This is a genomic window from Streptomyces sp. NPDC045899 (assembly GCF_056431485.1).
In genome coordinates this window covers 36,160-61,325 of record NZ_JBWKKP010000038.1, presented here as the reverse complement: position 1 = coordinate 61,325, position 25,166 = coordinate 36,160, and the positions used below count along the sequence as shown (strand labels likewise).

21 protein-coding genes are annotated in these 25,166 nt (G+C 71.9%); 15 read left to right on the top strand and 6 right to left on the bottom strand.

Features of this window, described 5'->3' with window-relative positions:
* Positions 1 to 133: 133 nt before the first annotated feature.
* The 4 genes from AC07FT_RS34585 to AC07FT_RS34570 all read left to right on the top strand — a co-directional run bounded on the left by AC07FT_RS34585 (position 134) and on the right by AC07FT_RS34570 (position 1,931).
* On the top strand, positions 134 to 313 hold the full coding sequence (locus AC07FT_RS34585; RefSeq protein WP_479180060.1) for a hypothetical protein: 180 nt from the start codon (positions 134 to 136) through the stop codon (positions 311 to 313).
* 126 nt (positions 314 to 439) lie between these two features.
* Positions 440 to 835: a BlaI/MecI/CopY family transcriptional regulator gene (locus AC07FT_RS34580; protein WP_176182186.1), complete on the top strand. Its 396-nt coding sequence runs from the start codon at positions 440 to 442 to the stop codon at positions 833 to 835.
* Positions 836 to 857: 22 nt separating this feature from the next.
* Positions 858 to 1,379, top strand: a complete 522-nt coding sequence (locus AC07FT_RS34575) for an amino-acid N-acetyltransferase (RefSeq protein WP_471191107.1) — start codon at positions 858 to 860, stop codon at positions 1,377 to 1,379.
* 216 nt (positions 1,380 to 1,595) lie between these two features.
* Positions 1,596 to 1,931 carry a histone-like nucleoid-structuring protein Lsr2 gene (locus AC07FT_RS34570; RefSeq protein ID WP_254739738.1) on the top strand — a complete coding sequence of 112 codons (336 nt, stop codon included), beginning with the start codon at positions 1,596 to 1,598 and terminating at the stop codon, positions 1,929 to 1,931.
* A 5-nt stretch (positions 1,932 to 1,936) separates the two neighbouring features.
* Here the strand turns inward: AC07FT_RS34570 and AC07FT_RS34565 are convergent, their stop codons facing one another.
* Positions 1,937 to 2,551: an SCO3374 family protein gene (locus AC07FT_RS34565; protein WP_479180059.1), complete on the bottom strand. Its 615-nt coding sequence runs from the start codon at positions 2,549 to 2,551 to the stop codon at positions 1,937 to 1,939.
* A gap of 463 nt (positions 2,552 to 3,014) precedes the next feature.
* Between AC07FT_RS34565 and AC07FT_RS34560 the strand changes: the two genes are divergently transcribed.
* On the top strand, positions 3,015 to 5,540 hold the full coding sequence (locus AC07FT_RS34560) for an ATP-dependent Clp protease ATP-binding subunit (protein ID WP_431771825.1): 2,526 nt from the start codon (positions 3,015 to 3,017) through the stop codon (positions 5,538 to 5,540).
* A 162-nt stretch (positions 5,541 to 5,702) separates the two neighbouring features.
* On the opposite strand, the gene AC07FT_RS34555 is transcribed toward AC07FT_RS34560, so the two are convergent.
* Together AC07FT_RS34555 and AC07FT_RS34550 are read right to left on the bottom strand one after the other, a co-directional pair.
* Positions 5,703 to 8,222 carry an NACHT domain-containing protein gene (locus AC07FT_RS34555; protein ID WP_479180057.1) on the bottom strand — a complete coding sequence of 840 codons (2,520 nt, stop codon included), beginning with the start codon at positions 8,220 to 8,222 and terminating at the stop codon, positions 5,703 to 5,705.
* Positions 8,223 to 8,440: 218 nt separating this feature from the next.
* Complete coding sequence (locus AC07FT_RS34550; RefSeq protein WP_479180056.1) at positions 8,441 to 10,261, bottom strand: bifunctional metallophosphatase/5'-nucleotidase; 1,821 nt, start codon at positions 10,259 to 10,261, stop codon at positions 8,441 to 8,443.
* A 232-nt stretch (positions 10,262 to 10,493) separates the two neighbouring features.
* On the opposite strand from AC07FT_RS34550, the gene mshD reads away from it, so the two are divergent.
* The 4 genes from mshD (at position 10,494) to AC07FT_RS34530 (ending at position 16,210) form a co-directional block, all read left to right on the top strand.
* A complete protein-coding gene (gene mshD, locus AC07FT_RS34545; protein ID WP_471191091.1) occupies positions 10,494 to 11,426 on the top strand; it encodes a mycothiol synthase in 933 nt (310 codons plus the stop codon).
* A 450-nt stretch (positions 11,427 to 11,876) separates the two neighbouring features.
* Positions 11,877 to 14,126, top strand: a complete 2,250-nt coding sequence (locus AC07FT_RS34540; RefSeq protein WP_479180054.1) for an RNA degradosome polyphosphate kinase — start codon at positions 11,877 to 11,879, stop codon at positions 14,124 to 14,126.
* Between the two features lie 16 nt (positions 14,127 to 14,142).
* The gene (locus AC07FT_RS34535) at positions 14,143 to 15,678 is read left to right on the top strand and encodes a CHAD domain-containing protein (protein WP_479180067.1); all 1,536 of its coding nucleotides are present in this window, start codon (positions 14,143 to 14,145) and stop codon (positions 15,676 to 15,678) included.
* Between the two features lie 70 nt (positions 15,679 to 15,748).
* Positions 15,749 to 16,210 carry an NUDIX hydrolase gene (locus tag AC07FT_RS34530; protein ID WP_479180053.1) on the top strand — a complete coding sequence of 154 codons (462 nt, stop codon included), beginning with the start codon at positions 15,749 to 15,751 and terminating at the stop codon, positions 16,208 to 16,210.
* Between the two features lie 26 nt (positions 16,211 to 16,236).
* On the opposite strand, the gene AC07FT_RS34525 is transcribed toward AC07FT_RS34530, so the two are convergent.
* A complete protein-coding gene (locus tag AC07FT_RS34525; protein WP_479180051.1) occupies positions 16,237 to 17,046 on the bottom strand; it encodes a class I SAM-dependent methyltransferase in 810 nt (269 codons plus the stop codon).
* A gap of 173 nt (positions 17,047 to 17,219) precedes the next feature.
* On the opposite strand from AC07FT_RS34525, the gene mshA reads away from it, so the two are divergent.
* The 5 genes from mshA (at position 17,220) to AC07FT_RS34500 (ending at position 22,195) form a co-directional block, all read left to right on the top strand.
* Positions 17,220 to 18,581 carry a D-inositol-3-phosphate glycosyltransferase gene (gene mshA / locus AC07FT_RS34520; RefSeq protein WP_479180050.1) on the top strand — a complete coding sequence of 454 codons (1,362 nt, stop codon included), beginning with the start codon at positions 17,220 to 17,222 and terminating at the stop codon, positions 18,579 to 18,581.
* Positions 18,574 to 19,095, top strand: a complete 522-nt coding sequence (locus AC07FT_RS34515) for a type III secretion system chaperone family protein (RefSeq protein ID WP_471191076.1) — start codon at positions 18,574 to 18,576, stop codon at positions 19,093 to 19,095. Before mshA ends, AC07FT_RS34515 begins: the two co-directional genes overlap by 8 nt.
* A 126-nt stretch (positions 19,096 to 19,221) precedes the next feature.
* Complete coding sequence (locus AC07FT_RS34510) at positions 19,222 to 19,491, top strand: hypothetical protein (protein ID WP_471191073.1); 270 nt, start codon at positions 19,222 to 19,224, stop codon at positions 19,489 to 19,491.
* Positions 19,488 to 20,216, top strand: a complete 729-nt coding sequence (locus tag AC07FT_RS34505) for an RNA polymerase sigma factor (RefSeq protein ID WP_479180049.1) — start codon at positions 19,488 to 19,490, stop codon at positions 20,214 to 20,216. The genes AC07FT_RS34510 and AC07FT_RS34505 overlap by 4 nt, the downstream gene beginning before the upstream one ends.
* Complete coding sequence (locus AC07FT_RS34500) at positions 20,213 to 22,195, top strand: M48 family metallopeptidase (protein WP_479180047.1); 1,983 nt, start codon at positions 20,213 to 20,215, stop codon at positions 22,193 to 22,195. The genes AC07FT_RS34505 and AC07FT_RS34500 overlap by 4 nt, the downstream gene beginning before the upstream one ends.
* Positions 22,196 to 22,228: 33 nt before the next feature.
* Here the strand turns inward: AC07FT_RS34500 and AC07FT_RS34495 are convergent, their stop codons facing one another.
* A complete protein-coding gene (locus tag AC07FT_RS34495) occupies positions 22,229 to 23,578 on the bottom strand; it encodes an MDR family MFS transporter (RefSeq protein ID WP_479180046.1) in 1,350 nt (449 codons plus the stop codon).
* Between the two features lie 148 nt (positions 23,579 to 23,726).
* Between AC07FT_RS34495 and AC07FT_RS34490 the strand changes: the two genes are divergently transcribed.
* The gene (locus tag AC07FT_RS34490) at positions 23,727 to 24,488 is read left to right on the top strand and encodes a phosphoglyceromutase (protein ID WP_479180044.1); all 762 of its coding nucleotides are present in this window, start codon (positions 23,727 to 23,729) and stop codon (positions 24,486 to 24,488) included.
* A 93-nt stretch (positions 24,489 to 24,581) separates the two neighbouring features.
* On the opposite strand, the gene AC07FT_RS34485 is transcribed toward AC07FT_RS34490, so the two are convergent.
* Positions 24,582 to 25,019: a hypothetical protein gene (locus AC07FT_RS34485; protein ID WP_479180043.1), complete on the bottom strand. Its 438-nt coding sequence runs from the start codon at positions 25,017 to 25,019 to the stop codon at positions 24,582 to 24,584.
* Positions 25,020 to 25,166 lie beyond the last annotated feature (147 nt).

Sequence of the window (25,166 nt, the reverse complement as noted above, 5' to 3'; positions counted from 1 at the left end):
CCCCCCCCCCCCCCCCCCCCCCCCCCCCCCCCCCCCCCCCCCCCCCCCCCCCCCCCCCCCCCCCCCCCCCCCCCCCCCCCCCCCCCCCCCGCCGCGTAATCTGGTGGTCTCGAGCAGAAGGAGGCCGGGAGCCGTGGATTACCTCGCCGCACTGATCCCGTCCGTGGTGATGGCCGTGGCCTTCATCGCGTTGATCGTGACGATAGTGAAGAGCCAGGGTGGTGCGAACAAGGCCAAGGAGGACGCCGCGGTGGACGCGGCGCTGGCCCGCGCCGAGGCGGACCGCCGGATCACGGGGTCCGAGGCGTCCTGACCGGCCCTCGTCCGCGACCGCACCCCGCACATCCCGAACGCCCTGGGACGCACCGCGTCCCGGGGCGTCGTCGTTTGCTGCGCGCATCTCCCGACATCCTGGACATCTCCCACTATTATTCTCGGTGTGCCCCGGCCATTGGGAGAGCTCGAAGACGCGGTCATGACGCGGGTGTGGAAGTGGAACCGCCCGGTCACCGTGCGGGAAGTCCTGGAAGACCTTCAGCGGGAACGCTCGATCGCCTACACGACGGTCATGACCGTAATGGACAACCTCCATCAGAAGGGCTGGCTCCGCAGGGAGGTCCAAGGCCGCGCCTATCGATATGCCGCCGTCTCCACGCGGGCCGCGTACTCGGCCGCACTGATGAACGAAGCGTGGTCGGCCAGTGACAACCCGGCGGCGGCCCTCGTCGCGTTCTTCGGGATGATGTCCGAAGAGCAGCGAGATGCACTGCGCGATGCGATGCGCGTGGCACAACTCGGGGAGCCGGGGGAGAGCCCCGGTGAGTCAGGGCGATGACACGGGGCGATAGCGTCCGGTCATGTCCTCCGCACTATCAAAAGTAGTCACCGTCCGCCGGGCCCGGACCAGCGATGTGCGGGCCGTGCGCCGCCTCATCGACTCCTACGTGGGCGATCGCATCCTGCTCGACAAAGCGACGGTCACGCTTTACGAGGACATCCAGGAGTTCTGGGTCGCGGAGCGGGACGAGGACGCGGAGGTCATTGGCTGCGGGGCACTCCACGTCATGTGGGAAGACCTCGCGGAGGTTCGCACTCTCGCGGTGCATCCCGCACTCAAGGGCAGTGGTGTAGGCCACCTGGTGCTCGACAAGCTGTTGCAGACGGCGCGCTGGCTCGGGGTCCGGCGCATTTTCTGCCTCACCTTCGAAGTCGACTTCTTCACCAAGCACGGCTTCGTGGAGATCGGCGAGACGCCGGTCGACGGGGATGTCTACACGGAGCTCCTCCGTTCCTATGACGAGGGCGTCGCCGAGTTCCTGGGTCTCGAACGGGTGAAGCCGAACACCCTTGGCAACAGCCGGATGCTTCTGCAACTGTGATCGCGGGCCCTATGTCCGAATCGCTCCCCTATCACATAGCTCCGGAACATCGGCTTCCCACAGGCTTCCCGCTAGTGGGATGGGTCGAACCTTCCCGGGGGGGTTTGTGTTTTTTCGGGAAAGGCGGTTTGCTATTCCCCCGTAGTGTAATTACCTGGGGGTGTGACATCAGCGGCCAAGGCCGCGCCGACCCCCGTTTTCCCTGAAAGGAACCTCATGGCACAGAAGGTTCAGGTCCTTCTTGTCGACGATCTCGACGGCGGCGAGGCGGACGAGACCGTGACGTTCGCGCTGGACGGCAAGAGCTACGAGATCGACCTCACCACCACGAACGCCGACAAGCTCCGGGACGCCCTGGAGCCCTACACCAAGAGCGGCCGTCGCACCGGTGGCCGGGCCTCGGGCGGCCGGGGCAAGGCGCGTGCGGCGTCCGGTGGCAGCCAGGACACCGCGAAGATCCGCGCGTGGGCGAAGGAGAACGGCTACGAGGTCAACGACCGCGGCCGCGTTCCGGCGACCGTGCGCGAGGCGTATGAGAAGGCCAACGGCTGAGCGCCTCACCCTTCCCCGGCTCGCCGCTGTCTGGGCAGCGGCCGGGCGCGCAGCAACCGGGCACGGTGGCACTCCGTAGCCGCCGCACCCACGAGCCGCACGAGATCGGGGGCGCCCCCATCGCCCCCGAAGCCTGTCCTCGGCAGGGTCGGCTCCACCTCGCCCCCCGGCTCGGGAGGCCGCAGCCATACGGCGGCCTCCTGCGGGCGCCACTCTCCCGGCGCCGCGGGCGGTGGCCAGGAGGAGGTGGGGCACGGAGCGGTGATCCGGCCCCCCGCGCCGAGCGCGGTCAGGTCCAGGGGAACCCCGCCCCACTCCAGCCAGTCGAGCAGTCCCGGCAGCTCGTCGGCGCTGCCCGCGGCCACCAGCAGCCGCATCCAGGGGCCCTCGATCGCGACCGGACCGGTTTCCGGTACCCGTCGCAGCATCGCGAAACCGGCCGCGGCCGGCAGCGCCAGTACGTCGAACGCCACCCCCGTGAGCAGTTCGACGGGATCGCTGCCGGTCGTCGGCCATCCCAGCTCGCGCTCGTACCACCGTGACCGGTCGGCCGGACGGCCCGTCCGGTCGGATGCCGGTGCGGCGGACGGGACCGCTGGGGTCCTGGCGGTGGAGATCATGCCCAGAGCAACTGGCTCCCTCCGTGAAGGTTACGTGCCGTAGGCGGTTGAATGCGCTGTGTGTGCGATCACGGGGGGTGCGGGGGCGGTGAGGGGGCGCAAGGTTGTTCGCCCGTAGCGGATGGAACCGGCCCGCGCGGCATGGAGTGTGAGTCCTTGCGGGTAAGACATCCCTAGTGGGAGGGGCGGTCCGCGTGTCGGGTGGAAGCCGCGTTCGCCATCGGCGTACCTGCGGTGAGCGTAGATGCCTGGCCTGCGGGAACATCGTCTCGCACCATCGGGTTGGAGCAGTTGTCGGCTGTTCGGGCAGGAGGCCAGTGGCTGTTCGCCCCGCGCGAGCGGGGGTGATCCGGACGGTTGTCGGCAGTTGGAATGAGCTGTCCCGGGTTGCGGGACTAGCATGCGGAAGGACAGGGAGGGGATCGTCCCCGATCTTTCTGACCGCTCTGAGGAGCGATTAACGATGTTCGAGAGGTTCACCGACCGCGCGCGGCGGGTTGTCGTCCTGGCTCAGGAAGAAGCCCGGATGCTCAACCACAACTACATCGGCACCGAACACATCCTCCTGGGCCTGATCCACGAGGGTGAGGGTGTCGCCGCTAAGGCCCTGGAGAGCCTCGGGATTTCGCTCGAGGCGGTCCGCCAGCAGGTGGAGGAGATCATCGGTCAGGGCCAGCAGGCCCCGTCCGGTCACATCCCCTTCACCCCCCGTGCCAAGAAGGTCCTGGAGCTGTCGCTCCGCGAGGCCCTTCAGCTCGGCCACAACTACATCGGCACGGAGCACATCCTGCTCGGCCTGATCCGCGAGGGCGAGGGCGTCGCCGCCCAGGTCCTCGTGAAGCTGGGCGCCGATCTGAACCGGGTGCGGCAGCAGGTCATCCAGCTGCTCTCCGGCTACCAGGGCAAGGAGGCCGCCACCGCCGGCGGTCCGGCGGAGGGCACGCCCTCCACCTCGCTCGTCCTGGACCAGTTCGGCCGCAATCTGACCCAGGCCGCCCGCGAATCCAAGCTCGACCCGGTCATCGGGCGCGAGAAGGAGATCGAGCGGGTCATGCAGGTGCTCTCGCGCCGCACCAAGAACAACCCGGTCCTCATCGGCGAGCCCGGTGTCGGCAAGACGGCGGTCGTCGAGGGTCTGGCCCAGGCCATCGTCAAGGGCGAGGTGCCCGAGACCCTCAAGGACAAGCACCTCTACACCCTCGACCTGGGCGCCCTGGTCGCCGGTTCCCGCTACCGCGGTGACTTCGAGGAGCGCCTGAAGAAGGTGCTCAAGGAGATCCGCACCCGCGGCGACATCATCCTGTTCATCGACGAGCTCCACACCCTGGTGGGTGCGGGTGCCGCCGAGGGCGCGATCGACGCCGCCAGCATCCTCAAGCCGATGCTGGCCCGCGGTGAGCTCCAGACCATCGGCGCGACCACGCTCGACGAGTACCGCAAGTACCTCGAGAAGGACGCGGCCCTGGAGCGGCGCTTCCAGCCCATCCAGGTCGCCGAGCCGTCGCTGCCGCACACCATCGAGATCCTCAAGGGTCTGCGGGACCGCTACGAGGCGCACCACCGCGTCTCGATCACGGACTCGGCCCTGGTCGCCGCCGCCACCCTGGCCGACCGCTACATCTCGGACCGCTTCCTGCCGGACAAGGCGATCGACCTGATCGACGAGGCCGGTTCCCGGATGCGGATCCGCCGGATGACCGCACCGCCGGACCTGCGCGAATTCGACGAGAAGATCGCCGATGTGCGCCGGGAGAAGGAGTCCGCGATCGACTCGCAGGACTTCGAGATGGCCGCGGGCCTGCGCGACAAGGAGAAGCAGCTCCTGGCCGCCAAGGCGAAGCGGGAGAAGGAGTGGAAGGCCGGCGACATGGACGTCGTCGCCGAGGTCGACGAGGAGCTGATCGCCGAGGTCCTGGCCACGGCCACGGGCATCCCGGTCTTCAAGCTCACCGAGGAGGAGTCCTCCCGGCTGCTGCGCATGGAGGACGAGCTCCACAAGCGCGTCATCGGCCAGAAGGACGCCATCAAGGCGCTCTCCCAGGCCATCCGGCGTACGCGGGCGGGGCTCAAGGACCCCAAGCGCCCCGGCGGCTCGTTCATCTTCGCGGGCCCGTCCGGTGTCGGTAAGACCGAGCTCAGCAAGACCCTCGCCGAGTTCCTCTTCGGCGACGAGGACGCGATGATCTCGCTCGATATGTCGGAGTTCAGCGAGAAGCACACCGTCTCGCGGCTCTTCGGCTCGCCGCCCGGATACGTGGGCTACGAGGAGGGCGGCCAGCTCACTGAGAAGGTGCGCCGCAAGCCGTTCTCCGTGGTCCTCTTCGACGAGGTCGAGAAGGCTCACCCGGACATCTTCAACTCGCTGCTGCAGATCCTGGAGGACGGTCGGCTGACCGACTCCCAGGGCCGGGTCGTGGACTTCAAGAACACGGTGATCATCATGACCACCAACCTCGGCACCCGGGACATCTCCAAGGGCTTCAACCTGGGCTTCGCCGCCCAGGGCGATGTGAAGACCGGCTACGAGCGGATGAAGAACAAGGTCAACGAGGAGCTGAAGCAGCACTTCCGCCCCGAGTTCCTGAACCGTGTCGATGACACCGTGGTCTTCCACCAGCTCACCGAGGAAGACATCATCCAGATCGTCGACCTCATGATCGCCAAGGTGGACGAGCGGCTCAAGGACCGCGACATGGGCATCGAGCTCAGTGGTGACGCCAAGAAGCTGCTGGCCAAGCGGGGCTACGACCCGGTCCTGGGCGCCCGGCCGCTGCGCCGGACGATCCAGCGCGAGGTCGAGGACGTGCTCTCGGAGAAGATCCTCTTCGGCGAGCTGCGTCCGGGCCACATCGTGGTCGTGGACACCGAGGGTGAGGGTGAGGAGAAGAAGTTCACCTTCCGCGGCGAGGAGAAGTCGGCGCTGCCCGACACCCCGCCGATCGAGTCCGCCACCGGTGGTGCGGGCCCGAACCTGAGCAAGGAGGCGTAAGCCCTCCCGGCGTCTCATGGCCCTGACCCAGGGCCGTGAAGGGGCCGTGACACCGTCCAGGACGGTGTCACGGCCCCTTTGCCCGTTCCGGCCCGTCATCCGGCCCGTACGGGCGGCCGCTGCCCGTACGGGCCCGCCGGGGGCCGTTTCCGGCCCGGGGTCTCAGTTGCCCGTCACGATGACCTGGACGCCCTCGGGGACCCCGGTGACCGCCGCGTTGCGGGGGCTCAGCCGCAGGGTGTGCAGCCGGGGGAAGGCGGCCAGCCAGCCCAGGTCCAGATCGTCCCCCAGGTCGTAGGAGAGCCACAGCTCGGTGAGCCGGTCGGCGACCAGGCCCCCGGTGAGCTGCTCCGGGCTGAAGGCCCCGGAGATCTGGACGCACGGGCGTCCGCCGAGTCTGTGCAGCGCGCCCAGCTCGGCCGCGTCGGACACCGGAAAGTCGAGTTCGCGTTCATCGAGATGCGCGATGATTTCCTCCGCGTAGCGGTCGGTGTCATAGCGCCGCCAGGCCCGTGCGAGCTGTGAACGCACCGCCCAGGACGTCCGGCCGCGCAGCCGGGTCAGATAGTCGATGGCGCGGTCGTCGGCTATCGAGGTGGCGGTCACGGCCAGCCGGTGGGCTTCCTCATCGGATACGCCGGTGGGATCGGGCAGCATTTCCAGTGCGATAGGGCCGATCCAGCCCAGTGCGCGCGCCGCCTCCAGAGAGGTCGGGCGGACCAGGTCCCGGGTATAGCGGTGCACCCGGGAACGCACCGTGGGGTCCAGCTCCGTCGCGTGTTCCAGACAAGCGGCCGCCAGCAGTTTGCGATGGCGGGCATGGACCGGGCGGGAGTCCTTTCGGGCGGCCAGCAGTCCTTCCAGGAGGTAAGCGCATTCATCGGGACGGGCGAGGGCGACCGACATTCTGATCACTTCTTCCCAGTCGTCCAGGTGGGCGTGGTCGATCAGGAAGTCGAAATCGTGCCGTTCCACCACCGCCCGCGCACTCAGATAGTCCTGGAAGGTGCGGTGGACGAAATCGACCGACCCCGGTGTGGGCTCGCGCAATAGTCCGGTGCGGTGGAGCAGATGCCGGTAGATCTCCTCCGGGCCGCCCTGCCGTGCGGCATGGGGAATGGCGGGGAGGTGCTGGGCGAAGGTCTCGAGTGCCACGGTCCGGTCCATTTCGGACCGTCCGTTGACCAGCATCCAGTGCGCCAGCTTCTGGAGCAGCCGGATCTTCGGTTCCTGGGGGAGGTCGATTCCGTCCGGCGGCACCATGGCGCGCTCACGGTCACGGCGTTCCAGCAGCATGGAAAGGGCCGCGTCATAGAGGGCTTTGCGGCCGCGTGGCAGATAGCCGCGGCGGTCCCGGTGCAGGGCACAGATCAGTCCGCACATCAGTGGATTGGTCGCCAGTCGCCCCAGATCACGTGTTATCCGCACCGCGTCCAGCAGCGTTTCCTCATACGAGCCCAGCCGGTCCAGATCGGTGCCGTCCTCGCGCGCCGCGGCGTGCCAGCGCTGGATGAAAGCGGTAACCCCCTCAGGGCTGAGCGGGGCCAGCTTCAGTTCCGTGAACCGTTCGGAGGCCAGCCAGTTCTCGCGGACGGCCGAGGGGCGGGAGGTCACCAGCCAGATGTTGCCCGGATAGCGCGCCGGGAGTTCGCGCAGCGCCTGCCGGAGCTGTTCGCGGTCGTCCTCGGGCGCCTCGTCGATCCCGTCCACCAGCAGCAGCCCGCGGCCCGCGGACAGCACCCGCTCGGCCCAGCCGTCGGGCTGGGCGTCGACCCGGGGGTGGCGGACGGCGGAGAGGAAGCGGTCGGGTGGCGGGAAGCCGCCCTGTCGGAACCGGCGCACCGGCAGGACGAACGGCACCCGACCGCGCAGCCGGGACAGCTGGCCGGGCAGTCGGCCGCGGGCCACGGAGACCGCGAGCCACTGCACCAGCGTGGTCTTGCCGGAGCCCGCCACGCCCCACAGCAGCACCCGGTCGCGCCCGGCGAGCGCCTGTTCCGCGGGGGCGGTGGGGCCCGCGTCGGTCTCGGTCTCCAGGCTGAGGTAGGCGGCGTCCAGCGGCCAGGTGTCGGGGGAGTGGGCCAGATCGATGCCGTAGATCGTCAGGTGGTCATGGGCGGCGATGATCGCGCGGGCGTAGACCTCCTCGAAGGCGGCGTCCGCGTCGGCCGCCCGTTCGGCCAGGCCGCGGGCGACGAACGCCGAGCGCTGGACCAGGAAGCGCAGGATCCGGTCGCAGACCGCGTACAGGACGGCGGTGTGCAGCCGGGCGGCGGCGGGCGGCAGTTCGCGTCCGGCGTCCGGGGCGGCGACCGCCAGGTGCCGGGCGAACGCCTCGGGGCCCAGCCGCACCGCCCGTACGTCGTCCATGTCGACGGTGCCGAGCGCGTGCAGACTGCGGGCGAGCGCGTCGGTGAGGGCACTTTCCCCCGCGCCGTCGCCGTCGTCCCGCGCACCGGCGGGAGCGGTGTCCCGCAGCGCCTCGGCGACCAGTGCGGCGGCGATCCGGGTGAGATCGCGCTCGGTGAGCGTCCGCCGGTCGCCCTGGAAGGAGACCAGGGCCGATATCCGGACCGGCCGGTCGGCCGGTGGCGCACCGGGCCCCCCGGCCGCGAAGAGCTGGGTGATCAGCGGTACGACGACGTCGGGCGCGAGTCGGACGCTGTTGGCTGCGGGATCCATCGGGCCCCGGTCCCCCCGTGGCGGTGTCGGCCGTTGCGAAGCCTCCAGAGTAGGCCGGGGCGGGGGTCCGGCGTGGGGGGTTCGCAGGGCGGGCGGAGGCATGGGGGGCCGGATGTGTGCGCCCACACGGGGGTTTCGGCGGGGCCGGCCACGAGGGAGCCCCGGAGACGACGAAGGCCCGGCCCCCGCCGTCCGGGGGCCGGGCCGTCGCGCCGGGACTACTTCTTGACGGTGATGCGGTCCGCGGCCGGCGGGGCCAGCGGGGAGGACGCCGAGGAGTGGGCGCCCAGGTAGGAGGTGAAGGCCTCCAGGTCGGAGGCGCCGACCAGCTTGTTCTTGCCCTCCTTGAACGCCGGGAAGCCGTCGCCGCCGCCCGCGAGGAACTCGTTCATCGCCACCCGGTAGGTCTTGGCCGGGTCGATCGGCTCACCGTTGAGCTTCACCGAGTCGGTGACGATCCGGTCCTTGCCGGACTTGGTGAGGTCCAGGGTGTAGGTGAAGCCCTTGGACACCTGGAGGATCTTCGGGTTGCTCTCGTTGGGGCCGCTGACCTGCTGCTGGAGCCCGCTGATCAGTTGGGCACCGGTCAGGTCGATCACGTTCATCATGTTGGTGAAGGGCTGCACGGTGAACGCCTCGCCGTAGGTGACGACCCCGTCCCCCTCACTGCCCGACGCCTTGTACGCCAGGTCCGAGCGGATGCCGCCGGGGTTCATCAGCGAGAGCTGCGCACCGCCCTTGTCGGCCGGGGAGAGCGCCTCCAGCTGGGCGTCGGTGATGACGTCGCCGAGCGGGGTCTCGTACGCGGTCGAACCGCGTCCGGGGATCTCCGCCGAGACGTAGCCCACCGGCTTGTCGGCGATCGGCGCGGCCAGCTTGTTCCAGCGCCCGATCAGCGAGGTCATGTCCGCGGCCTTGGGCTGCTCGCGGTTGACCACGTGGTTGGCCGAGTCGGCGCCCTTCACGGACGTCCGGACGATGTCACCGGTGCGCCGGTCGTAGGTGAGCGTGGTGTCCGTGTAGAGCCGTCCGAAGGAGGCGGCCGAGGTCACGGTGCGCGGGGTGCCGGACGGGTCCGGGACGGTGCAGGCGTACGCCTGGTGGGTGTGGCCGGTGACCAGCGCGTCCACCTTCGGGCTGAGGTGCTTGGCGATGTCCACGATCGGGCCGGAGACGCCGTTGCCCGCGCCCGGGCTGTCGCAGTCGTAGTTGTACGACGAGGAGGCGGGCATCCCGCCCTCGTGGATGAGCGCGACGATCGACTTCACGCCCTTGCGGTACAGCTCCTTGGCGTACTTGTTGACCGTCTTGACCTCGTCGTGGAACTTCAGGCCCTTGACGCCCTCGGCGGTGACGATGTCCGGGGTGCCCTCCAGGGTGACCCCGATGAAGCCGATCTTGACGCCCTTGTGCTTCCAGACCGTGTAGGGCTTCAGCAGCGGCTTGCCGGTCTTCTCGTCGGTGACGTTGGCAGCCAGGTACGGGAAGTCGGCGCCCTTGAACTTCTTGCCCTCCTCGAAGCAGCCGTCCTTGGGGTGACAGCCGCCCTTCTGCATCCGCTTGAGCTCGGCGCGGCCCTCGTCGAACTCGTGGTTGCCGACCGAGGTGACGTCCAGGTCCAGCTTGTTGAGCGCCTCGATGGTCGGCTCGTCGTGGAAGAGGCCGGACATCAGCGGGCTGGCGCCGATCATGTCGCCACCGGCCGCGGTGACCGAGTAGGGGTGGCCCGCGCGGGCCTTGCGCAGCGAGCTGGCGAGGTATTCGACCCCACCCGCGGGGACGGACCTGGTGGTGCCGTCCGCCTGGGTCTCGGTCACGGTGCCCGAGGAGCCCTGCGGCGGCTCCAGGTTGCCGTGCAGATCATTGAAGGACAGCAGCTGGACATCGACGGTGCGGTCCTGCCGGTGGCCCGGCGCCGCCGTGGTGTCGGCGCCCGCCGGGGTGTTCACGGCGGACAGGACCCCGGCCGTGGCCGCGAGGACCGCGACTCCCGTTGCCAACCGGCGGGCCGTCCCGCCCCGTTGAGGTCGTGCTGCCATGTCGTCCCCTTTTACGCGTGGTGGTCTGACCCGTGGAGCGGGCATTCGCGCAGATGTGCCCGTGGTGGTCGGTGGCCCGAAGCATACGGTCAACGCGCGTAGCGGGGCAGGGGGATGAGGTTACGAGCTGGTTGCGCAAGGGAGGACACCAGCCGGTGGTTCGCCCATTGGGAGGAAATGTCCCCTCTCGGGGAACGCCGGTGCGCGGTGGCCGAGTCGTAGGCTCGGCACCATGAATGACGTGGTGAACGAGACGGCCGGCGCCCGGCGCATCGAGGTCCTCGAGGAGCTCGCGCCCGCTGTGGTCCAGGACGTGCTGCGCCTGATCGCGGAATCCGCGCGCACCGACGGTCAGCAGGCCGTGTCCGAACAGGGGCGGCTGCAACTGCGGGGACAGCGGCCGGGGGTACGGCATCTGGTGCTGCGCGAACCGAGCGGTGAGCTGGTCGGTTACGCACAGCTGGAGGACACCGACCCGGTGGAGGCCCCGGCCGCCGAACTGGTCGTCCACCCGGGTCACCGGGGCCAGGGGCACGGCCGGGCCCTGGGGGTGACGCTGCTGAAGGAGTCCGGCAAGCGGCTGCGGGTGTGGGCGCACGGCGGCCACGCCTCCGCCCGCCACCTCGCCCAGGTGCTGGGGCTGACCCTGTTCCGCGAGCTGCGTCAGATGCGGCGGCCCCTGGGGTCGGCCGCGGAGCCGGGCATCGACGAGCCGGTGCTGCCGGACGGGATCACCGTACGGACCTTCCGGCCCGGTGAGGACGACGCCGCCTGGCTGGCGGCCAACGCGGCGGCCTTCGCCCACCACCCCGAGCAGGGCTCACTCACCCAGCGTGACCTGGACGACCGCATGGGGGAGGTGTGGTTCGACCCGCGCGGCTTCTTCCTCGCCGAACGCGAGGGCGAGATCGTCGGCTTCCACTGGACCAAGGTGCACGGCGAGGAGGGACTGGGCGAGGTCTATGTGGTGGGCGTCCGGCCGGACGCCCAGGGCGGCGGCCTCGGCCGCGCGCTGACCGCGATCGGTCTGCGGCACCTGGCGGCGGAGGGGCTGCCCACGGCGATGCTGTACGTCGACGCCGACAACGGTGCGGCCGTCTCGGTCTACGACCGGATGGGCTTCGTGACCCACGAGACGGATCTGATGTACCGCACGGAGACCTGACCCGGGCCGGACCCCGCCGCTCGGCCCGGCACGGGCCGAGCCCTCCCCGGGCGTCGGATGAGACTCGCATGCCCCGGGGCCGGGCTCCGTGAGCCCTGTGAGCCCCGGCGGGGGGAGGGCGCCCGCGCCGGGGGCGGGACGCCTGTGGGGCACCCCCGGGCCGCGGCGCGCCTCCTGCGGTCGGGAGACCCCCGTGGCGCGTGCCCCGGGAGGGACCCCGCGCGTCGGCGACGGCCGCGGGCCGGGCCCCGGGGCCGCTGCCGGGGGACGCCTGGGGGTCGGGTCGCGATTTCCTCCGCGCCATGTCTTCGTTACCGACGATTCAACCTCGGTTGCGAGCATCACGGAATGCAGTCCGCTGTACCGCATTCGTCGAACCGGAGGCTCCGTGCCGCAGTCGCACACGCGTCCGCCACGCCGTCTTCCGTCCCGGCGCGGAACAATGAGGTCATGAGCCACTCCAGCGGTCAGGCCCCGGTCCACCCGCAGCCTCAGTCCCAGCCCTCGGTCGGTTCCATCGCGGCCCACCGGCCGCACGCCGTCGCCGTTCCGCCGGTGCGGTCGCTCGACCCCGACATCGACGCCGATCCGGACACCTACGAGGAGGGCTCCGGCCCGGACGGGGAGAGCGGGGAGCTGCCCCAGGGCCGGTTCCTGGACCGCGAGCGCAGCTGGCTGGCGTTCAACGAGCGGGTGCTGGAGCTCGGCGAGGACCCTGCCACCCCGCTGCTGGAGCGGGCCAACTTCCTGGCGATCTTCGCGAGCAACCTCGACGAGTTCTTCATGGTCCGGGTCGCGGGCCTGAAGCGGCGCATCGCCACCGGGGTGGCCACCCGTTCCGCCTCCGGGCTCCAGCCCCGCGAGGTGCTGGACCAGATCTGGACCCGGTCCCGTGAGCTCATGGCCCGGCACGCCGCCTGCTACCAGCACGATGTCGCCCCGGCACTGGCCGAGGAGGGCATCCATCTGATCCGCTGGCCGGATCTCACGGAGAAGGAGCAGTCCCGGCTGTTCACGCTCTTCCGGCAGCAGATCTTCCCCGTGCTGACCCCGCTGGCCGTGGACCCCGCGCACCCCTTCCCGTACATCTCGGGGCTCTCGCTCAATCTGGCCGTCGTGGTGCGCAACCCGGTCAGCGGCCATGATCACTTCGCACGTGTGAAGGTTCCCCCGCTGCTCTCGCGGTTCCTGGAGGCGTCGCCGCAGCGCTATGTGCCGCTGGAGGACGTCATAGCGGCGCACCTGGAGGAGCTGTTCCCGGGGATGGAGGTGCTCGCGCACCATATGTTCCGGGTCACCCGCAACGAGGACCTGGAGGTCGAGGAGGACGACGCGGAGAACCTGCTCCAGGCGCTGGAGAAGGAGCTGCTGCGCCGCCGCTTCGGTCCCCCGGTGCGGCTGGAGGTCGAGGAGTCCATCGACCCGTACGTGCTGGACCTGCTGGTGCGCGAGCTGAAGATCTCCGACGCGGAGGTCTATCCGCTGCCCGGTCCGCTCGACCTCACCGCGCTCTTCGGCATAGCGGCGCTGGACCGGCTGGAGCTGAAGTACCCCAAGTTCGTGGCGGGCACCCACCGGGACCTGGCCGAGGTCGAATCGGCGTCGGCGCCCGACATCTTCGCCGCGCTGCGCGAGCGGGACGTGCTGCTGCACCACCCGTACGACTCCTTCTCCACCTCCGTCCAGGCGTTCCTGGAACAGGCCGCGGCCGATCCGGACGTCCTCGCGATCAAGCAGACGCTCTACCGCACCTCCGGCAAGTCGCCGATCGTCGACGCGCTGATCGACGCGGCCGAGTCCGGCAAGCAGGTGCTGGTGCTGGTCGAGATCAAGGCCCGGTTCGACGAGCAGGCCAACATCAAGTGGGCCCGCAAGCTGGAGGAGGCGGGCTGCCACGTCGTCTACGGCCTGGTGGGGCTGAAGACCCACTGCAAGCTGTCGCTGGTGGTCCGTCAGGAGGGCGACACCCTGCGCCGCTACTCCCACGTCGGCACCGGCAACTACCACCCCAAGACGGCGCGGCTGTACGAGGACCTGGGGCTGCTCACGGCCGACGCCAAGGTGGGCGCCGATCTGTCCGACCTGTTCAACCGGTTGAGCGGCTACTCCCGCCGGGAGACCTACCGGCGGCTGCTGGTCGCCCCCAAGTCGCTGCGCGACGGGCTGATCACCCGTATCAACAAGGAGGTCACCCACCACCGGGCGGGCCGTCCCGCCTCCGTGCGGATCAAGGTCAACTCGATGGTGGACGAGGCCGTGATCGACGCCCTGTACCGGGCCGCGCGGGCCGGGGTGCCGGTCGACGTCTGGGTACGCGGGATCTGCGCGCTGCGGCCCGGTGTGCCGGGGCTCTCGGAGAACATCCGGGTCCGCTCCGTCCTGGGGCGCTTCCTGGAGCATTCACGGGTATTCGCGTTCGGGAACGGCGGAGAGCCGGAGGTGTGGCTCGGCAGCGCCGACATGATGCACCGCAATCTGGACCGCCGGATAGAGGCGCTGGTGCGCGTCACCGACCCCGCCCACCGGGCGTCGCTCAACCGTCTGCTGGAGAGCGGGATGTCCGACTCCACCGCCTCCTGGCATCTGGGCCCGGACGGCGAGTGGACCCGGCACGCCGTGGACGCGGATGGACATCCGCTGCGGAACGTACAGGAAATGCTCATAGACGCCCGGAGGCGACGGCGTGGTTCAACGACATGACCTGCCGCTGTTCGGGATGACGGGTGCCGGACAGTCGCCCGGCGGCCCGGAAGGCTCAGCGCCCCCCGGACGGCCCGCGGCACCAGGGGGGCCAGGGGGGTACGAGACGGCGGAGCGCGTCGCGGCGCCGGGCCCGGACCCGCACCCCGTTCCGGCCGCGCCCCCGCCCACGGCCGGGGAGGTGCTCGCGTCCTATCTGAACGCGCAGGCCGGGGACTTCCTGCGGAGTCTGCGGATGCACCGGGAGAGCGGTTCCGACGTCGAGGCAGCTGCGGAGGCCGCCCGGCAGCTGCGCCGGGCCGCCCGCCGGATCAGCGGCGCGCTGTCCGTCTACCGTCCGCTCACCGACATCGTCTGGTCCGATGAGCTCCGCGCCGAGCTGGCCTGGCTGTCCGGCTCGCTGGCCCTGGAGCACGCGTACACCGAGCGGCTGTCCCGGCTCCGTGGCGCGCTCCAGCGCCTCTCGGGCGCCGGCGGTCCGCCGGACCGGCCCCCGGCGGAGGCGCGGGCGCAGGCAGCGGCGGCGACGGCGGCATCGGGGACGGTGGGCGCGGTGGGGGCGGCATCCACCGGGAGCACGGCCGCTGCCGCCCGGCCCGCACGGGCCGCCCGCCGTACGGTCTCCCTCGCCACCGGCGGCCCGGACATGGCGCCGCCCGCCCCGCGCGGCGGCCCGGCGGACGGTACGGCCCCGGCGGAGACGGCCGGAGAGACTTCCCCACACACCACCGACGCACCGGGTGCCACAGGCGCACCGGCCACCGCCCCCCAGCGGGCCGGTGGCGGCGCGGACGGGGGCCGCGGCGCCGGGCTGACCGTGGGGGCGGCCCGCGCCGGGGCCCTGCTGGAGCGCCAGCTCACGCTGGCCCGGACCCGGGCCCACACCGCCGCCCTCCAGGCGCTCGGCTCCTCCCGCTTCCACGCGGTCGCCGACACCGTGGCGCTGCTCGCCTCCGAGGTCCCACTGGAGGAGTCCGCCGCCGCGCACCCCGCCGAGCAGACGCTGACCCCGCTGGCCGAACTGGCGCACCGGCGGCTGGCCGAGGCCGTCGAGGCGCTGCCGCTGGGCCGCGCCGGACATCCGTACAACGCCGAGGCCCTGGTCCACGGGCTCGCCGCGACCCCCGCCGCGGACGCCCCGCCCGCCAGCGAACAGCAGGACGCGCCCTGGCACCAGGTGCGCCGGCTGCTGCGGATGCGCCGCTACGCGCTGGAGGTGCTGGAGATGGCGGAGCCGCCGCGGGTGGCGCCATGGGTGACCGGGGCGCCGGACGAGGAGCCCTGGACGGCCGGAGGCGCGGCCGGGCCGGTGAACGCTCCGGCGGAGCTCCCGCCGTCCGTACGGCTGCTGGCCGCCGCGCGGGCGCTGGAGCGCCACCGGGACGCGTCCGAGGCGGCCGCCGCCGCGGCGGCCGCGGCCCGCACCCCGCGGATCGCCCCGGCCACGGCGTACGCGCTCGGGGTGCTGCACGCCGATCAGCGGCATGAGGTGGAGGCGGCCCGGTTCGCCTTCGGCCGGATCTGGCGGCACATGGCGGCCGGGCCGGCCTGAGGACCACGCGCGGCCGAGGCGCGGAAGGACACCGGAGGACACGAACGGAGACCGGGGAGGCGGGATGCGGATGACGCGGCGGAATGACCGGGGCCCGGCCGGGGGCGGCGCGGGGCCGCCCACCGCACCCGTCCTCGCGGCGGGCTGTGTGCTGTGGCGGCGGGCCCCGCACGGCGGGCGGCTGGAGGTCGCCCTGGTCCATCGACCCCGCTATGACGACTGGTCGCATCCGAAAGGCAAGCTCAAGCGCGGTGAGGACGCGCTGTGCGGCGCGGTGCGGGAGGTCGCGGAGGAGACCGGGATGGGCTGTGCCCCGGGCGCCCCGCTGCCCACCCTCCGCTACGTGGCCAAGGGCCGTCCCAAGGAGGTCCGCTACTGGGCGGCGGAGGCCGTCCACGACGAGCCCTTCGTCCCCAACCGCGAGGTCGACCGGCTGGTCTGGCTGCCGCCCTCGGCGGCGCGGCTGCGGTTGACGTATGAACACGACCGCGGGCTGATCGACGCGCTGCTGGACACGGTGCCGCGGTCGTGAGGCCGGGGCCGTAGGGACAGCGGCCGTCAGGGCCGGGGCGCCAGCGCGTCCCAGCGGACCGTGAGCTCGCCCTGCCGCCAGCGCCGGGGCCCGTCCACCAGCGGCCAGCCCGCGGCGCGGAGCGTCTGGGCGCTGCGTATCCAGCGCTGACGGGCGCTGAGCGACGCGTACGGGGCCGCCGCCGCCCAGGCGCGGTCGAAGTCGCGCAGGAAGGTGTGCACGGGCTCGCCCGGCACATTGCGGTGGATGAGTGCCTTCGGCAGCCGTTCGGCCAGGTCGGAGGGGCGTTCCAGAGAGCCGAGCCGGGCGGCGAAGGTCACCGTGCGGGGGCCGTCCGGGGTGAGCGCGACCCAGACGTGCCGCCGTCCGATCTTGTCGCAGGTCCCCTCCACCAGCAGTCCGCCCGGGGCCAGCCGGGCGCACAGCCGCCGCCACACCTCGGTGACCTCGGCCTCCTCGTACTGCCGCAGCACATTGGCGGCCCGGATGAGCGAGGGCCGGGCGCCGTCCGGCAGCGGTACCTCGAAGCCGCCGTGGGCGAAGGCCAGCCCCTCGCGTTCGTACGGCCGCGCTGCGGCCACCCGGGCCGGGTCGATCTCCACCCCGACCACCCGGGCGCCGGGCCGGACCGTGCGCAGCCGGGTGAGCAGCTCGACCGCGGTCCAGGGCGCGGCCCCGTAGCCGAGGTCGACCGCGACGGGAGCCTCGGCGCGGCGCAGCACGGGGGCGTGGGCGGCGGCGATCCAGCGGTCCATGCGGCGCAGCCGGTTCGGGTTGGTGGTCCCACGGGTCGCCGAACCGATGGGGCGGGTCGGTGGCGGTACGCGGGCGGGCATGGCCAGAGCTTATGGGGTGACCCGGGAGCGGCGGCCGTCCGGCCGCACGGTCACGCGGCGCGTCCGTCCCACGCCTGGAACGTCACGCTTTGGCAAAGCGGAAATGGGAACGAGGCATTCCGGTGTTGAGGGTTCGGAGGGGCACCTCGCCCCCGGGTAGGAGGTATCGCGCGGTGAGCCAGCACGCGTCCCGCCTCGGCGGTCTGCGAGGCCGATCCCCAGTGCCGTTCGGCGGCCATCCGCACGCGCGCTTCCGGCGCGTACTGCGGCGGCCCCGGCGGATCGCGATGCTCAGCGTGCACACCTCGCCCCTGCACCAGCCCGGGACCGGCGACGCGGGCGGGATGAACGTCTACATCGTCGAGCTGGCCCGGCGGCTGGCCGCCCTCGACATCGAGGTGGAGATCTTCACCCGGGCCACCACCGGCGGGCTGGAGCCCTCCGTCGAGCTCACACCCGGGGTGCTGGTGCGGCACGTGGCCGCGGGCCCGTACGAGGGGCTGGCCAAGGAGGACCTCCCGGCGCAGCTGTGCGCGTTCACCCACGGGGTGATGCAGCAGTGGGCGGGCCACCGCCCCGGCTACTACGACCTGGTCCACTCGCACTACTGGCTCTCCGGACACGTCGGCTGGCTGGCCGCCGAGCGCTGGGGCGTCCCTCTGGTACACGCCATGCACACCATGGCCAAGGTCAAGAACGCCTCCCTCGCGGCCGGTGACACCCCCGAACCCGCGGCCCGCGTCATCGGCGAGCAGCAGATCGTCAGCGCCGCCGACCGGCTGATCGCCAACACCGCCGAGGAGGCGGACGAGCTGGTGCGCCACTACGAGGCGGCGCGCGAGCGGCTGGCGATCGTGCACCCCGGGGTCAACCTGGAGCGCTTCCGCCCGGCGGACGGCCGGGCGGCCGCCCGCGCCCGCCTCGGACTGCCGCCCGACGCGCTGATACCGCTCTTCGCCGGGCGGATACAGCCGCTGAAGGCCCCCGACATCCTGCTGCACGCGGTGGCCCGCCTCCTGGAGGAGGACCCCTCGCTGCGCGAGCGGATGGTGGTGCCGGTGGTCGGCGGGCCGAGCGGCAGCGGGCTCACCAAACCGGAGCGGCTGCACAAACTGGCGGCGCGGCTGGGGATCTGCGATGTGGTGCGGTTCCAGCCGCCGGTCGCCCAGGACGAGCTGGCCGACTGGTACCGGGCGGCCTCGGTACTGGTCATGCCGTCGTACAGCGAGTCGTTCGGACTGGTGGCGGTCGAGGCGCAGGCGTGCGGCACCCCGGTGGTGGCCGCCTCGGTGGGCGGGCTGCCGGTGGCCGTGCGCGACGGCGTCAGCGGCACCCTGGTCGACGGTCATGACCCGGCCGACTACGCCCGCGCGCTGCGGCCGTTCGCGGACGAGGCGGGACGTGCGGACCGGATGGGCGCGGCCGCGGCCCGGCACGCGCGGTCCTTCGGCTGGGACACGGCCGCCGCCGCGACCGCGGAGGTCTACATGGAGGCGATGCGCGAACGGCGTCGCCTACGATCGGCCCATGGGTGACGCCAACACCAACGCCGACGGCGCCGCGAGCGCCGGGACCGTGATCGAGCGGACGCTGCGCGACGCCGAGCTGGAGTGGGAGAGTCCGTCCGAGGGGACGTACGTCGTCACGCTCCCGGGCACCCGCAAGCTGTCGACCACCTGCTCGCTCCGGGTCGGCAAACACTCCCTCTCGATCAACGCCTTCGTCATCCGGCACCCGGACGAGAACCACGATGCCGTCCACCGCTGGCTGCTGGAGCGCAACACCCGTCTGTACGGCGTGAGTTACGCCATCGACTCGATGGGCGACATCTATCTGGTCGGACGGCTGCCGCTGGCCGCCGTCACCCCCGACGAGCTGGACCGGCTGCTCGGCACCGTCCTGGAGAACGCGGACGGCAGCTTCAACACCCTGCTGGAGATGGGCTTCGCCACCGCGATCCGCAAGGAGTACGCCTGGCGTACGGCGCGCGGTGAGTCCACCCGGAACCTTGAGGCGTTCGCCCATCTGACGCGCGACGCGGCGGGCTGACCCCCCACCGCTGCCACCCGCCGCGGGATTCCCCGGAAGTCGCGGTGAAGAAAACCGTTCTCCGAGGGCTCTTCATGGTGAACCGGCTCCAGCCGGGAACCATGAAGGGGAGACACAACGGTGCTCATGGACAATCCGTGGCTCACGGTGGCAACGGTCGTGACGGTGGGGGTGCTGCGGCTGATGGGGGACGTCATTCGCTGGCTTGCGGCGCGTTCGGGGGAACGGATCCGGGCGCGCATGGTGGTGGAGCTGGTACGCGGGTCGGGGCCGGGCACGGTGCTCACCGACCACCGGGCGGACGGTGCGGCGCTGACCGTCCGCCGCCCCGGGGAGGCCGAGTGCGGCCGGGGCGGTCCGGGCGGCGCCGACGCGCGGGACGGGGGCCGGGTATGAGCGGCCTGGCCGGGGAGCGCGGGCGGCCCGCCTCCGGCGAGCGGCCCGCCCTCGGCGGGACGCCCGCGTCCGACGGGGTATCGGAGTCCGACGAGGAGTTCGATGCCTTCTGCGCCCGCACCCATCGCGCGCTCATGGCCACCGCGCTGATGCGGTTCGGCGTCGACCGGCAGGGCGTCGAGGACGCCCTCCAGGAGGCGTATATCGAGGCCCTGAAGCGCTGGCCCGCGGTGCGGTCCTGCCCCTCCCCGGAGGGCTGGATCCTCACCACCATGCGGCGCAAGCTGGCACGGGACGGGAAGCGCTGGCGGTACCGCTGGAAGCCGGTCGAGCTGGTCGTCCCGGCCTCGCCCGCCGCCACCGTGGAGGAGACCTCCGAGGCGCTGGCCACGCTGCGCGCCATCACCACGCTGCCGCCACGGCAGCGCGAGGTGATCGTCATGGCCACCTCGGGCATGAGCTACCAGGAGATATCCATCGAACTCGGGATCAGCCGACGGGGCGTGGGCAGCAATCTGCACAAGGCCCGCAACCGGCTCACCCTGCTGCTGGACGTCCGGCCCGGGACCGACCGCGAGGGCGAGCGGCTGCTGAGCCTCAGCCCGCGCGACCCGCTGTGCGCGCTGCTGTCGGCCGCCACCGCGTGGCTGCTGGACGGACTGCGCGCGGAGGAGCGGGGACGCGGGGACGGTCCGCGCGACGGACGCCGCCGGGCGGAGCGGTGATCGCCGCCGCCCGGGCCCTGCTGGCGGTGGCCCTGCTCGCGGGGTTCTACGGGCTGGTCGTGGTGTTGGTGCTGCTGTGGGTGGGCTTCCTGGTCCTGGCGTTATGGGGCTCCACACAGCCGACCGCGACCACCCCGCCGACCAACGTCATCCTGCTCTGCGCGGCGTTCGCCCCGGCGATCGCCGGGATGGTGTGGGCGGTGATCCGTACCGCCCGCCCCGCCGGACCGCCCGCGGGCACGGTGTGGGTCAGCAGGCGCGGTGCACCGGAGTTATGGGCCGTGGTCGAGGAACTGGCCCTCGCGGTGGGCACCCGGCGGCCGGACCACATCCGGCTCACCACCGAGGTCAACGCCTCCGTCACCGAGGACGCCTCGTTCCTGGGCCTGGTGCCCGGCTCCCGCACCCTCTACCTCGGACTGCCCCTGCTGGCCGGGCTGCCGCCCGACCGGTTGCGCGCCGTCCTCGCCCATGAGCTGGGCCACTTCTCCCGTCGCCACAACCGTTTCGGCGCCCTCGCCCAGCGCGGTACGGCCGGACTCGAGGCCGCCCGGCAGGCGATCCGGGACGCCTCGTCCGCCAACGACCTGGTCCGGCTGTACGCGGGCGGACCGCTCGGACTGGTCGGGCTCTACGCCCGGGTCTTCCGCCGGCTCACCCGGCCGGTCCGGCGGCGGCAGGAGCTGGAGGCGGACCGCGAGGCCGCCCGGGTGGCCGGTGCGGACGCGGTGGCCGACGCGCTGCGCTCCACGGCCGTACTGGAGCGGCTGTGGCCGGAGTTCGTCGTGGAGTTCCTGGTCCCGATGCGCCGGGCGCGCGGCTGTGTCCCGGACGATCCGTTCCGGATCTTCTCGCGGATGGTCGAGGCCCCCGAACTGCGGGAGCTGAGGGCCGAGGTGCTGGACGAGGCGGTCCGGCGGCCCGCGGACCCCGACGATCCGCATCCGGATCTGGCCACCCGGCTGCGGCGGCTGCGCACCCTGCCCGCGGACCCGGACGTGGCCGCGGGCCGCGCCGACCGGCCGCCGGCTCCGGCCGCCCCGGCCGTACCCGCCCGTTACGCCGCCGAGCTGGGCCGGTCGCTGTGTCCCGGGGCGGCGGCGACGATTCCGTGGCGCGACTGGCTCGCGCTGCTGGCCGCCCAGCGCGCGACCCGGATCCTGACACCGCTGGCGGACGCGGTGCGTACGGTCGAGCGGGAGGAGGCGGACGGGGAACGGACCGGTCCGCTGACCATCCACCGGGTGCTGCGGCTGGTGGACAGCGGCCGCCGGATGCCGCTGGCCCGCGCCCTCAACGCCCGTCTCGAACCCGCCGAGTCGGCGGGGCGGGAGCCGCTGGAACCGCTGGCCGCCGCCCTGTCCGTGCTGATCGGGGCGCAGTTGGTGGCGGGCGGTACCGCGTACTGGGCGATGCACTGGACGGGACCGGGCACCCTCGTCCCGCCCGACGGCCTCGCACCCGAGACGATCCACTCCTGGGCCGAGACGGCCGTCCATATGCCCGGCCGGACCCAGCGGTTGGGACTGCACCTGGCCGCGCTGGGCGTGGCGGAACGGGCTCCGCTGCCGGACCGGGCCGAGGCGAAGGCGTCCCCGGGCGCGCCCCGGGACGAGGTGCGCAACGTCAGCATCACCCCCGGGGTGCCGGAGCCCGCGCGCCGGCGCATCGGCGCGGTGCGGGCGCTGGCGCTCACGGTGCTGCTGGGGGTGACGGGGCTGGCGTATCTGTTGTGGAGCGGCCGGGACGAACCCTCGTACTACCGGCCGCCGGTGAACAGCTGGACGCAGACGCCGGGCGCGGTGCCGACGTACGGGCTGCCGTCCGGACCGGGCCTGCCGACAGGACTCCCCACGGCGCTGCCGACGGGGCCGCTCCTGCCGACGGGGCTGCGGCCGCCGATCACGGGCCGTCCGCTGCCGTCGCCGCCACGGCCGAGTATCGACGTCGGATCGCTCCTGCCGCGCCGGACGCCGTAGCCCGCGGTCGTGGTCCGTCCATCCGTCCGTCCGTCAGCCGACGGTGTCGGCGTCCCGGGCGACCGGCGCGTCCTTCCCGGCGCCGTCCTTCACGACGTCCTTCACGACCCGCTCCGGGTCCGGTTCCAGGCTCATGGCGACGGTGTCCCGGTGGCCGTCCTCCACCGGCCGGGCGCGCAGCGTACGTCCCAGCGCCGCGTATCCGGCGGCGGCGATCAGGCCGACCACCGCGCTGGCCGTCCACAGCGTGTCCGCGCCGAAGCGGTCGATGACCGCGCCGCCGATCAGCGGTCCGGTGAGCGAGGCGAGGGACCAGGACAGCACGTACATCCCCTGGTAGCGCCCGCGGCCGTGAGTGGGGGAGAGCCGGGCCACCAGGCCCATCTGGGTGGGAGAGTTGATGATCTCGCCGAGCGTCCAGACGGCGACGGCCAGTGCGTAGACGCCCACCGATCCGGCGAAGGCGGTGAGCCCGAAACCGCATCCGGTGAGCAGTGCGGAGACGATGAGCAGCGGCGCCGGATCGCGGTGTTCGATGAAGCGCGTCACCGGGATCTGCACGGCCACGATCAGCACACCGTTGGTCGCGATGGCCAGACCGAAGTCGGAGCTGGACAGCCCGTCCTCGCCCATCGCCACCGGCAGGGCCACGAAGCCCTGGAGGAAGAGACTGGCCAGCAGGTACGACAGGGCGACCACGGCCATGAACCGCCGGTCGCGCAGCACCGTGCCGAGCCCGGTCGCCCGCTCGTCCCCGGCGGACCCCTCGGCGTCCCGCTCCGGCCGGGACTCCGGCAGCCTGGCGAAGACGATGACGGCGCAGAGCAGTGTCATCACGGCGTCGGTCAGGAACAGAGTGAGATAGCCGTGCTTGGCGATCAGTCCGGCGGCCATCGCCGAGAAGGCGAAGCCGAGGTTGATCGCCCAGTAGTTGAGCGCGAAGGCCCGGACCCGGTCCCCGGGCGCCACGATGTCGGCCATCATCGCCTGCACCGCGGGCCGGGACGCGTTGCTCGTCATGCCCACCAGGCAGGCCACGACGGCGATGGCGGCCGGGTGCTCGACGAAGCCGAGCACGGCGACCGTGACCGCCGTCGAGAGCTGTGACACCAGCAGCGTGGGCCGCCGCCCCAGCCGGTCGGTCAGCACCCCGGCGACCACGGCCGACACCGCCCCGCCCAGTCCGTACAGCGCCCCCACCAGACCGGCGAAGGTCGCCGAGTAGCCGCGCTCTACAGTCAGGTACATGGCAAGGAAGGTGGCGACAAAACCTCCCAGCCGGTTCACCAGCGTGGAGACCCACAGCCACCAGAACGCCCGGGGCAGCCCCGAGACGGTCTCCTTCGCTGCCTGCCGCAGCCGGACGACGGACTTCGGCGACATCGGCGACCCCCCGCATACCCGCAATGTAAGTATCGGATCCAGCAAGCGCACCTTACCGATCTCATCGGAGCACCGCTACTGAATTCACAACCGGAACGAAATGGTCCGCCCCTCGGCCGCCTCAGACGGGTCCAGTAGGCTCGAGCGCATGGCCGACGCACCGTACAAGCTGATCCTCCTCCGCCACGGCGAGAGCGAGTGGAACGCGAAGAACCTGTTCACCGGCTGGGTGGACGTCAACCTCAATGAGAAGGGCGAGAAGGAGGCAGTCCGCGGCGGTGAGCTGCTGAAGGACGCCGGCCTGCTGCCCGACGTGGTCCACACGTCCCTCCAGAAGCGCGCCATCCGCACCGCGCAGCTCGCCCTGGAAGCGGCCGACCGCCACTGGATTCCGGTCCACCGCAGCTGGCGCCTCAACGAGCGCCACTACGGCGCGCTCCAGGGCAAGGACAAGGCCCAGACCCTCGCCGAGTACGGTGAGGAGCAGTTCATGCTCTGGCGCCGCTCCTTCGACACCCCGCCGCCCCCGCTGCCGGTCGACGCCGAGTACTCCCAGTTCTCCGACCCGCGCTACGCCACGCTCCCGCCGGAGCTGCGCCCGCAGACGGAGTGCCTGAAGGACGTCGTCGTCCGCATGCTCCCGTACTGGTTCGACGGCATCGTCCCCGACCTCCTCACCGGCCGCACCGTCCTGGTCGCCGCCCACGGCAACTCCCTGCGCGCCCTGGTCAAGCACCTCGACGGCATCTCCGACGCGGACATCGCGGGCCTGAACATCCCCACCGGCATCCCGCTCTCCTACGAGCTCGACGCCGACTTCCGCCCCCTCACCCCGGGCGGCACCTACCTCGACCCGGACGCCGCGAAGGCGGCCATCGAGGCGGTCAAGAACCAGGGCAAGAAGAAGTAAGCCTCACGATCACGCCCCCGACCTGCGCTTACGGCGCGGATCGGGGGCGTTTTCACGGCGTCTGGGCCGCTGGGTCACTGACCGGGAACGAGATCAGCCCTTGATCTCGAAGGGGGACGACTGCACGGTGCCGTTCGATCCGTGGATGGTCATCCGCATCATCATGGGCATGCCCTCGGGCACGTTCACCGTCACGCACTTGGTGTAGCCCGCGGTGTGCCCCTTGGTGCTCGCCGTGTGGCCTTCACCGGTGGTGCCCACGATGTACCGCCCGTCACCCCAGTTGTCCCGGACGCACAGCGTGTCTCCCTTGGTGCCGCCCGAGCCGGGATCGGCCTGCCACGTGACGGAACCGAGCATCCTGCTGTCCTTCCACGCGTCGATCGTGGCGTCGAGGTCGCCGACGGCGGGGCGGTCGTAGTTGAAGTCCACGGCGGCCGCCGCGGCGGGAGAAGCCGACAGGCCGACCACACCGGCAACGCTGATCGTCGTTGCCGCTGCCAGGCTGGAGAGAGCCTTCTTCAGTCGCATCAGGTGGTGCACCTTCATATCGCTTGGAGCAGACCGCCCCGCCGGAGTCGGCGGGGCGGAACTGCGGAGTGAACTTCGCGCTTCGGTGATGTCGCGGATCGCCGGAGCACCCTCCCAGTGTTGTCCCGGCCGGACCCACGGGCGATA

What these genes read in the sequence shown, in the direction of transcription:
- AC07FT_RS34575 (WP_471191107.1), top strand. Translation starts at nt 858, where the DNA reads ATGTCCTCCGCACTATCAAAAGTAGTCACCGTCCGCCGGGCCCGGACC.
- AC07FT_RS34570 (WP_254739738.1), top strand. Translation starts at nt 1,596, where the DNA reads ATGGCACAGAAGGTTCAGGTCCTTCTTGTCGACGATCTCGACGGCGGC.
- AC07FT_RS34565 (WP_479180059.1), bottom strand. Translation starts at nt 2,551, where the DNA reads ATGATCTCCACCGCCAGGACCCCAGCGGTCCCGTCCGCCGCACCGGCA.
- AC07FT_RS34560 (WP_431771825.1), top strand. Translation starts at nt 3,015, where the DNA reads ATGTTCGAGAGGTTCACCGACCGCGCGCGGCGGGTTGTCGTCCTGGCT.
- AC07FT_RS34555 (WP_479180057.1), bottom strand. Translation starts at nt 8,222, where the DNA reads ATGGATCCCGCAGCCAACAGCGTCCGACTCGCGCCCGACGTCGTCGTA.
- AC07FT_RS34550 (WP_479180056.1), bottom strand. Translation starts at nt 10,261, where the DNA reads ATGGCAGCACGACCTCAACGGGGCGGGACGGCCCGCCGGTTGGCAACG.
- mshD (WP_471191091.1), top strand. Translation starts at nt 10,494, where the DNA reads ATGAATGACGTGGTGAACGAGACGGCCGGCGCCCGGCGCATCGAGGTC.
- AC07FT_RS34540 (WP_479180054.1), top strand. Translation starts at nt 11,877, where the DNA reads ATGAGCCACTCCAGCGGTCAGGCCCCGGTCCACCCGCAGCCTCAGTCC.
- AC07FT_RS34535 (WP_479180067.1), top strand. Translation starts at nt 14,143, where the DNA reads ATGACGGGTGCCGGACAGTCGCCCGGCGGCCCGGAAGGCTCAGCGCCC.
- AC07FT_RS34530 (WP_479180053.1), top strand. Translation starts at nt 15,749, where the DNA reads ATGACGCGGCGGAATGACCGGGGCCCGGCCGGGGGCGGCGCGGGGCCG.
- AC07FT_RS34525 (WP_479180051.1), bottom strand. Translation starts at nt 17,046, where the DNA reads ATGCCCGCCCGCGTACCGCCACCGACCCGCCCCATCGGTTCGGCGACC.
- AC07FT_RS34515 (WP_471191076.1), top strand. Translation starts at nt 18,574, where the DNA reads ATGGGTGACGCCAACACCAACGCCGACGGCGCCGCGAGCGCCGGGACC.
- AC07FT_RS34510 (WP_471191073.1), top strand. Translation starts at nt 19,222, where the DNA reads ATGGACAATCCGTGGCTCACGGTGGCAACGGTCGTGACGGTGGGGGTG.
- AC07FT_RS34505 (WP_479180049.1), top strand. Translation starts at nt 19,488, where the DNA reads ATGAGCGGCCTGGCCGGGGAGCGCGGGCGGCCCGCCTCCGGCGAGCGG.
- AC07FT_RS34495 (WP_479180046.1), bottom strand. Translation starts at nt 23,578, where the DNA reads ATGTCGCCGAAGTCCGTCGTCCGGCTGCGGCAGGCAGCGAAGGAGACC.
- AC07FT_RS34490 (WP_479180044.1), top strand. Translation starts at nt 23,727, where the DNA reads ATGGCCGACGCACCGTACAAGCTGATCCTCCTCCGCCACGGCGAGAGC.
- AC07FT_RS34485 (WP_479180043.1), bottom strand. Translation starts at nt 25,019, where the DNA reads ATGCGACTGAAGAAGGCTCTCTCCAGCCTGGCAGCGGCAACGACGATC.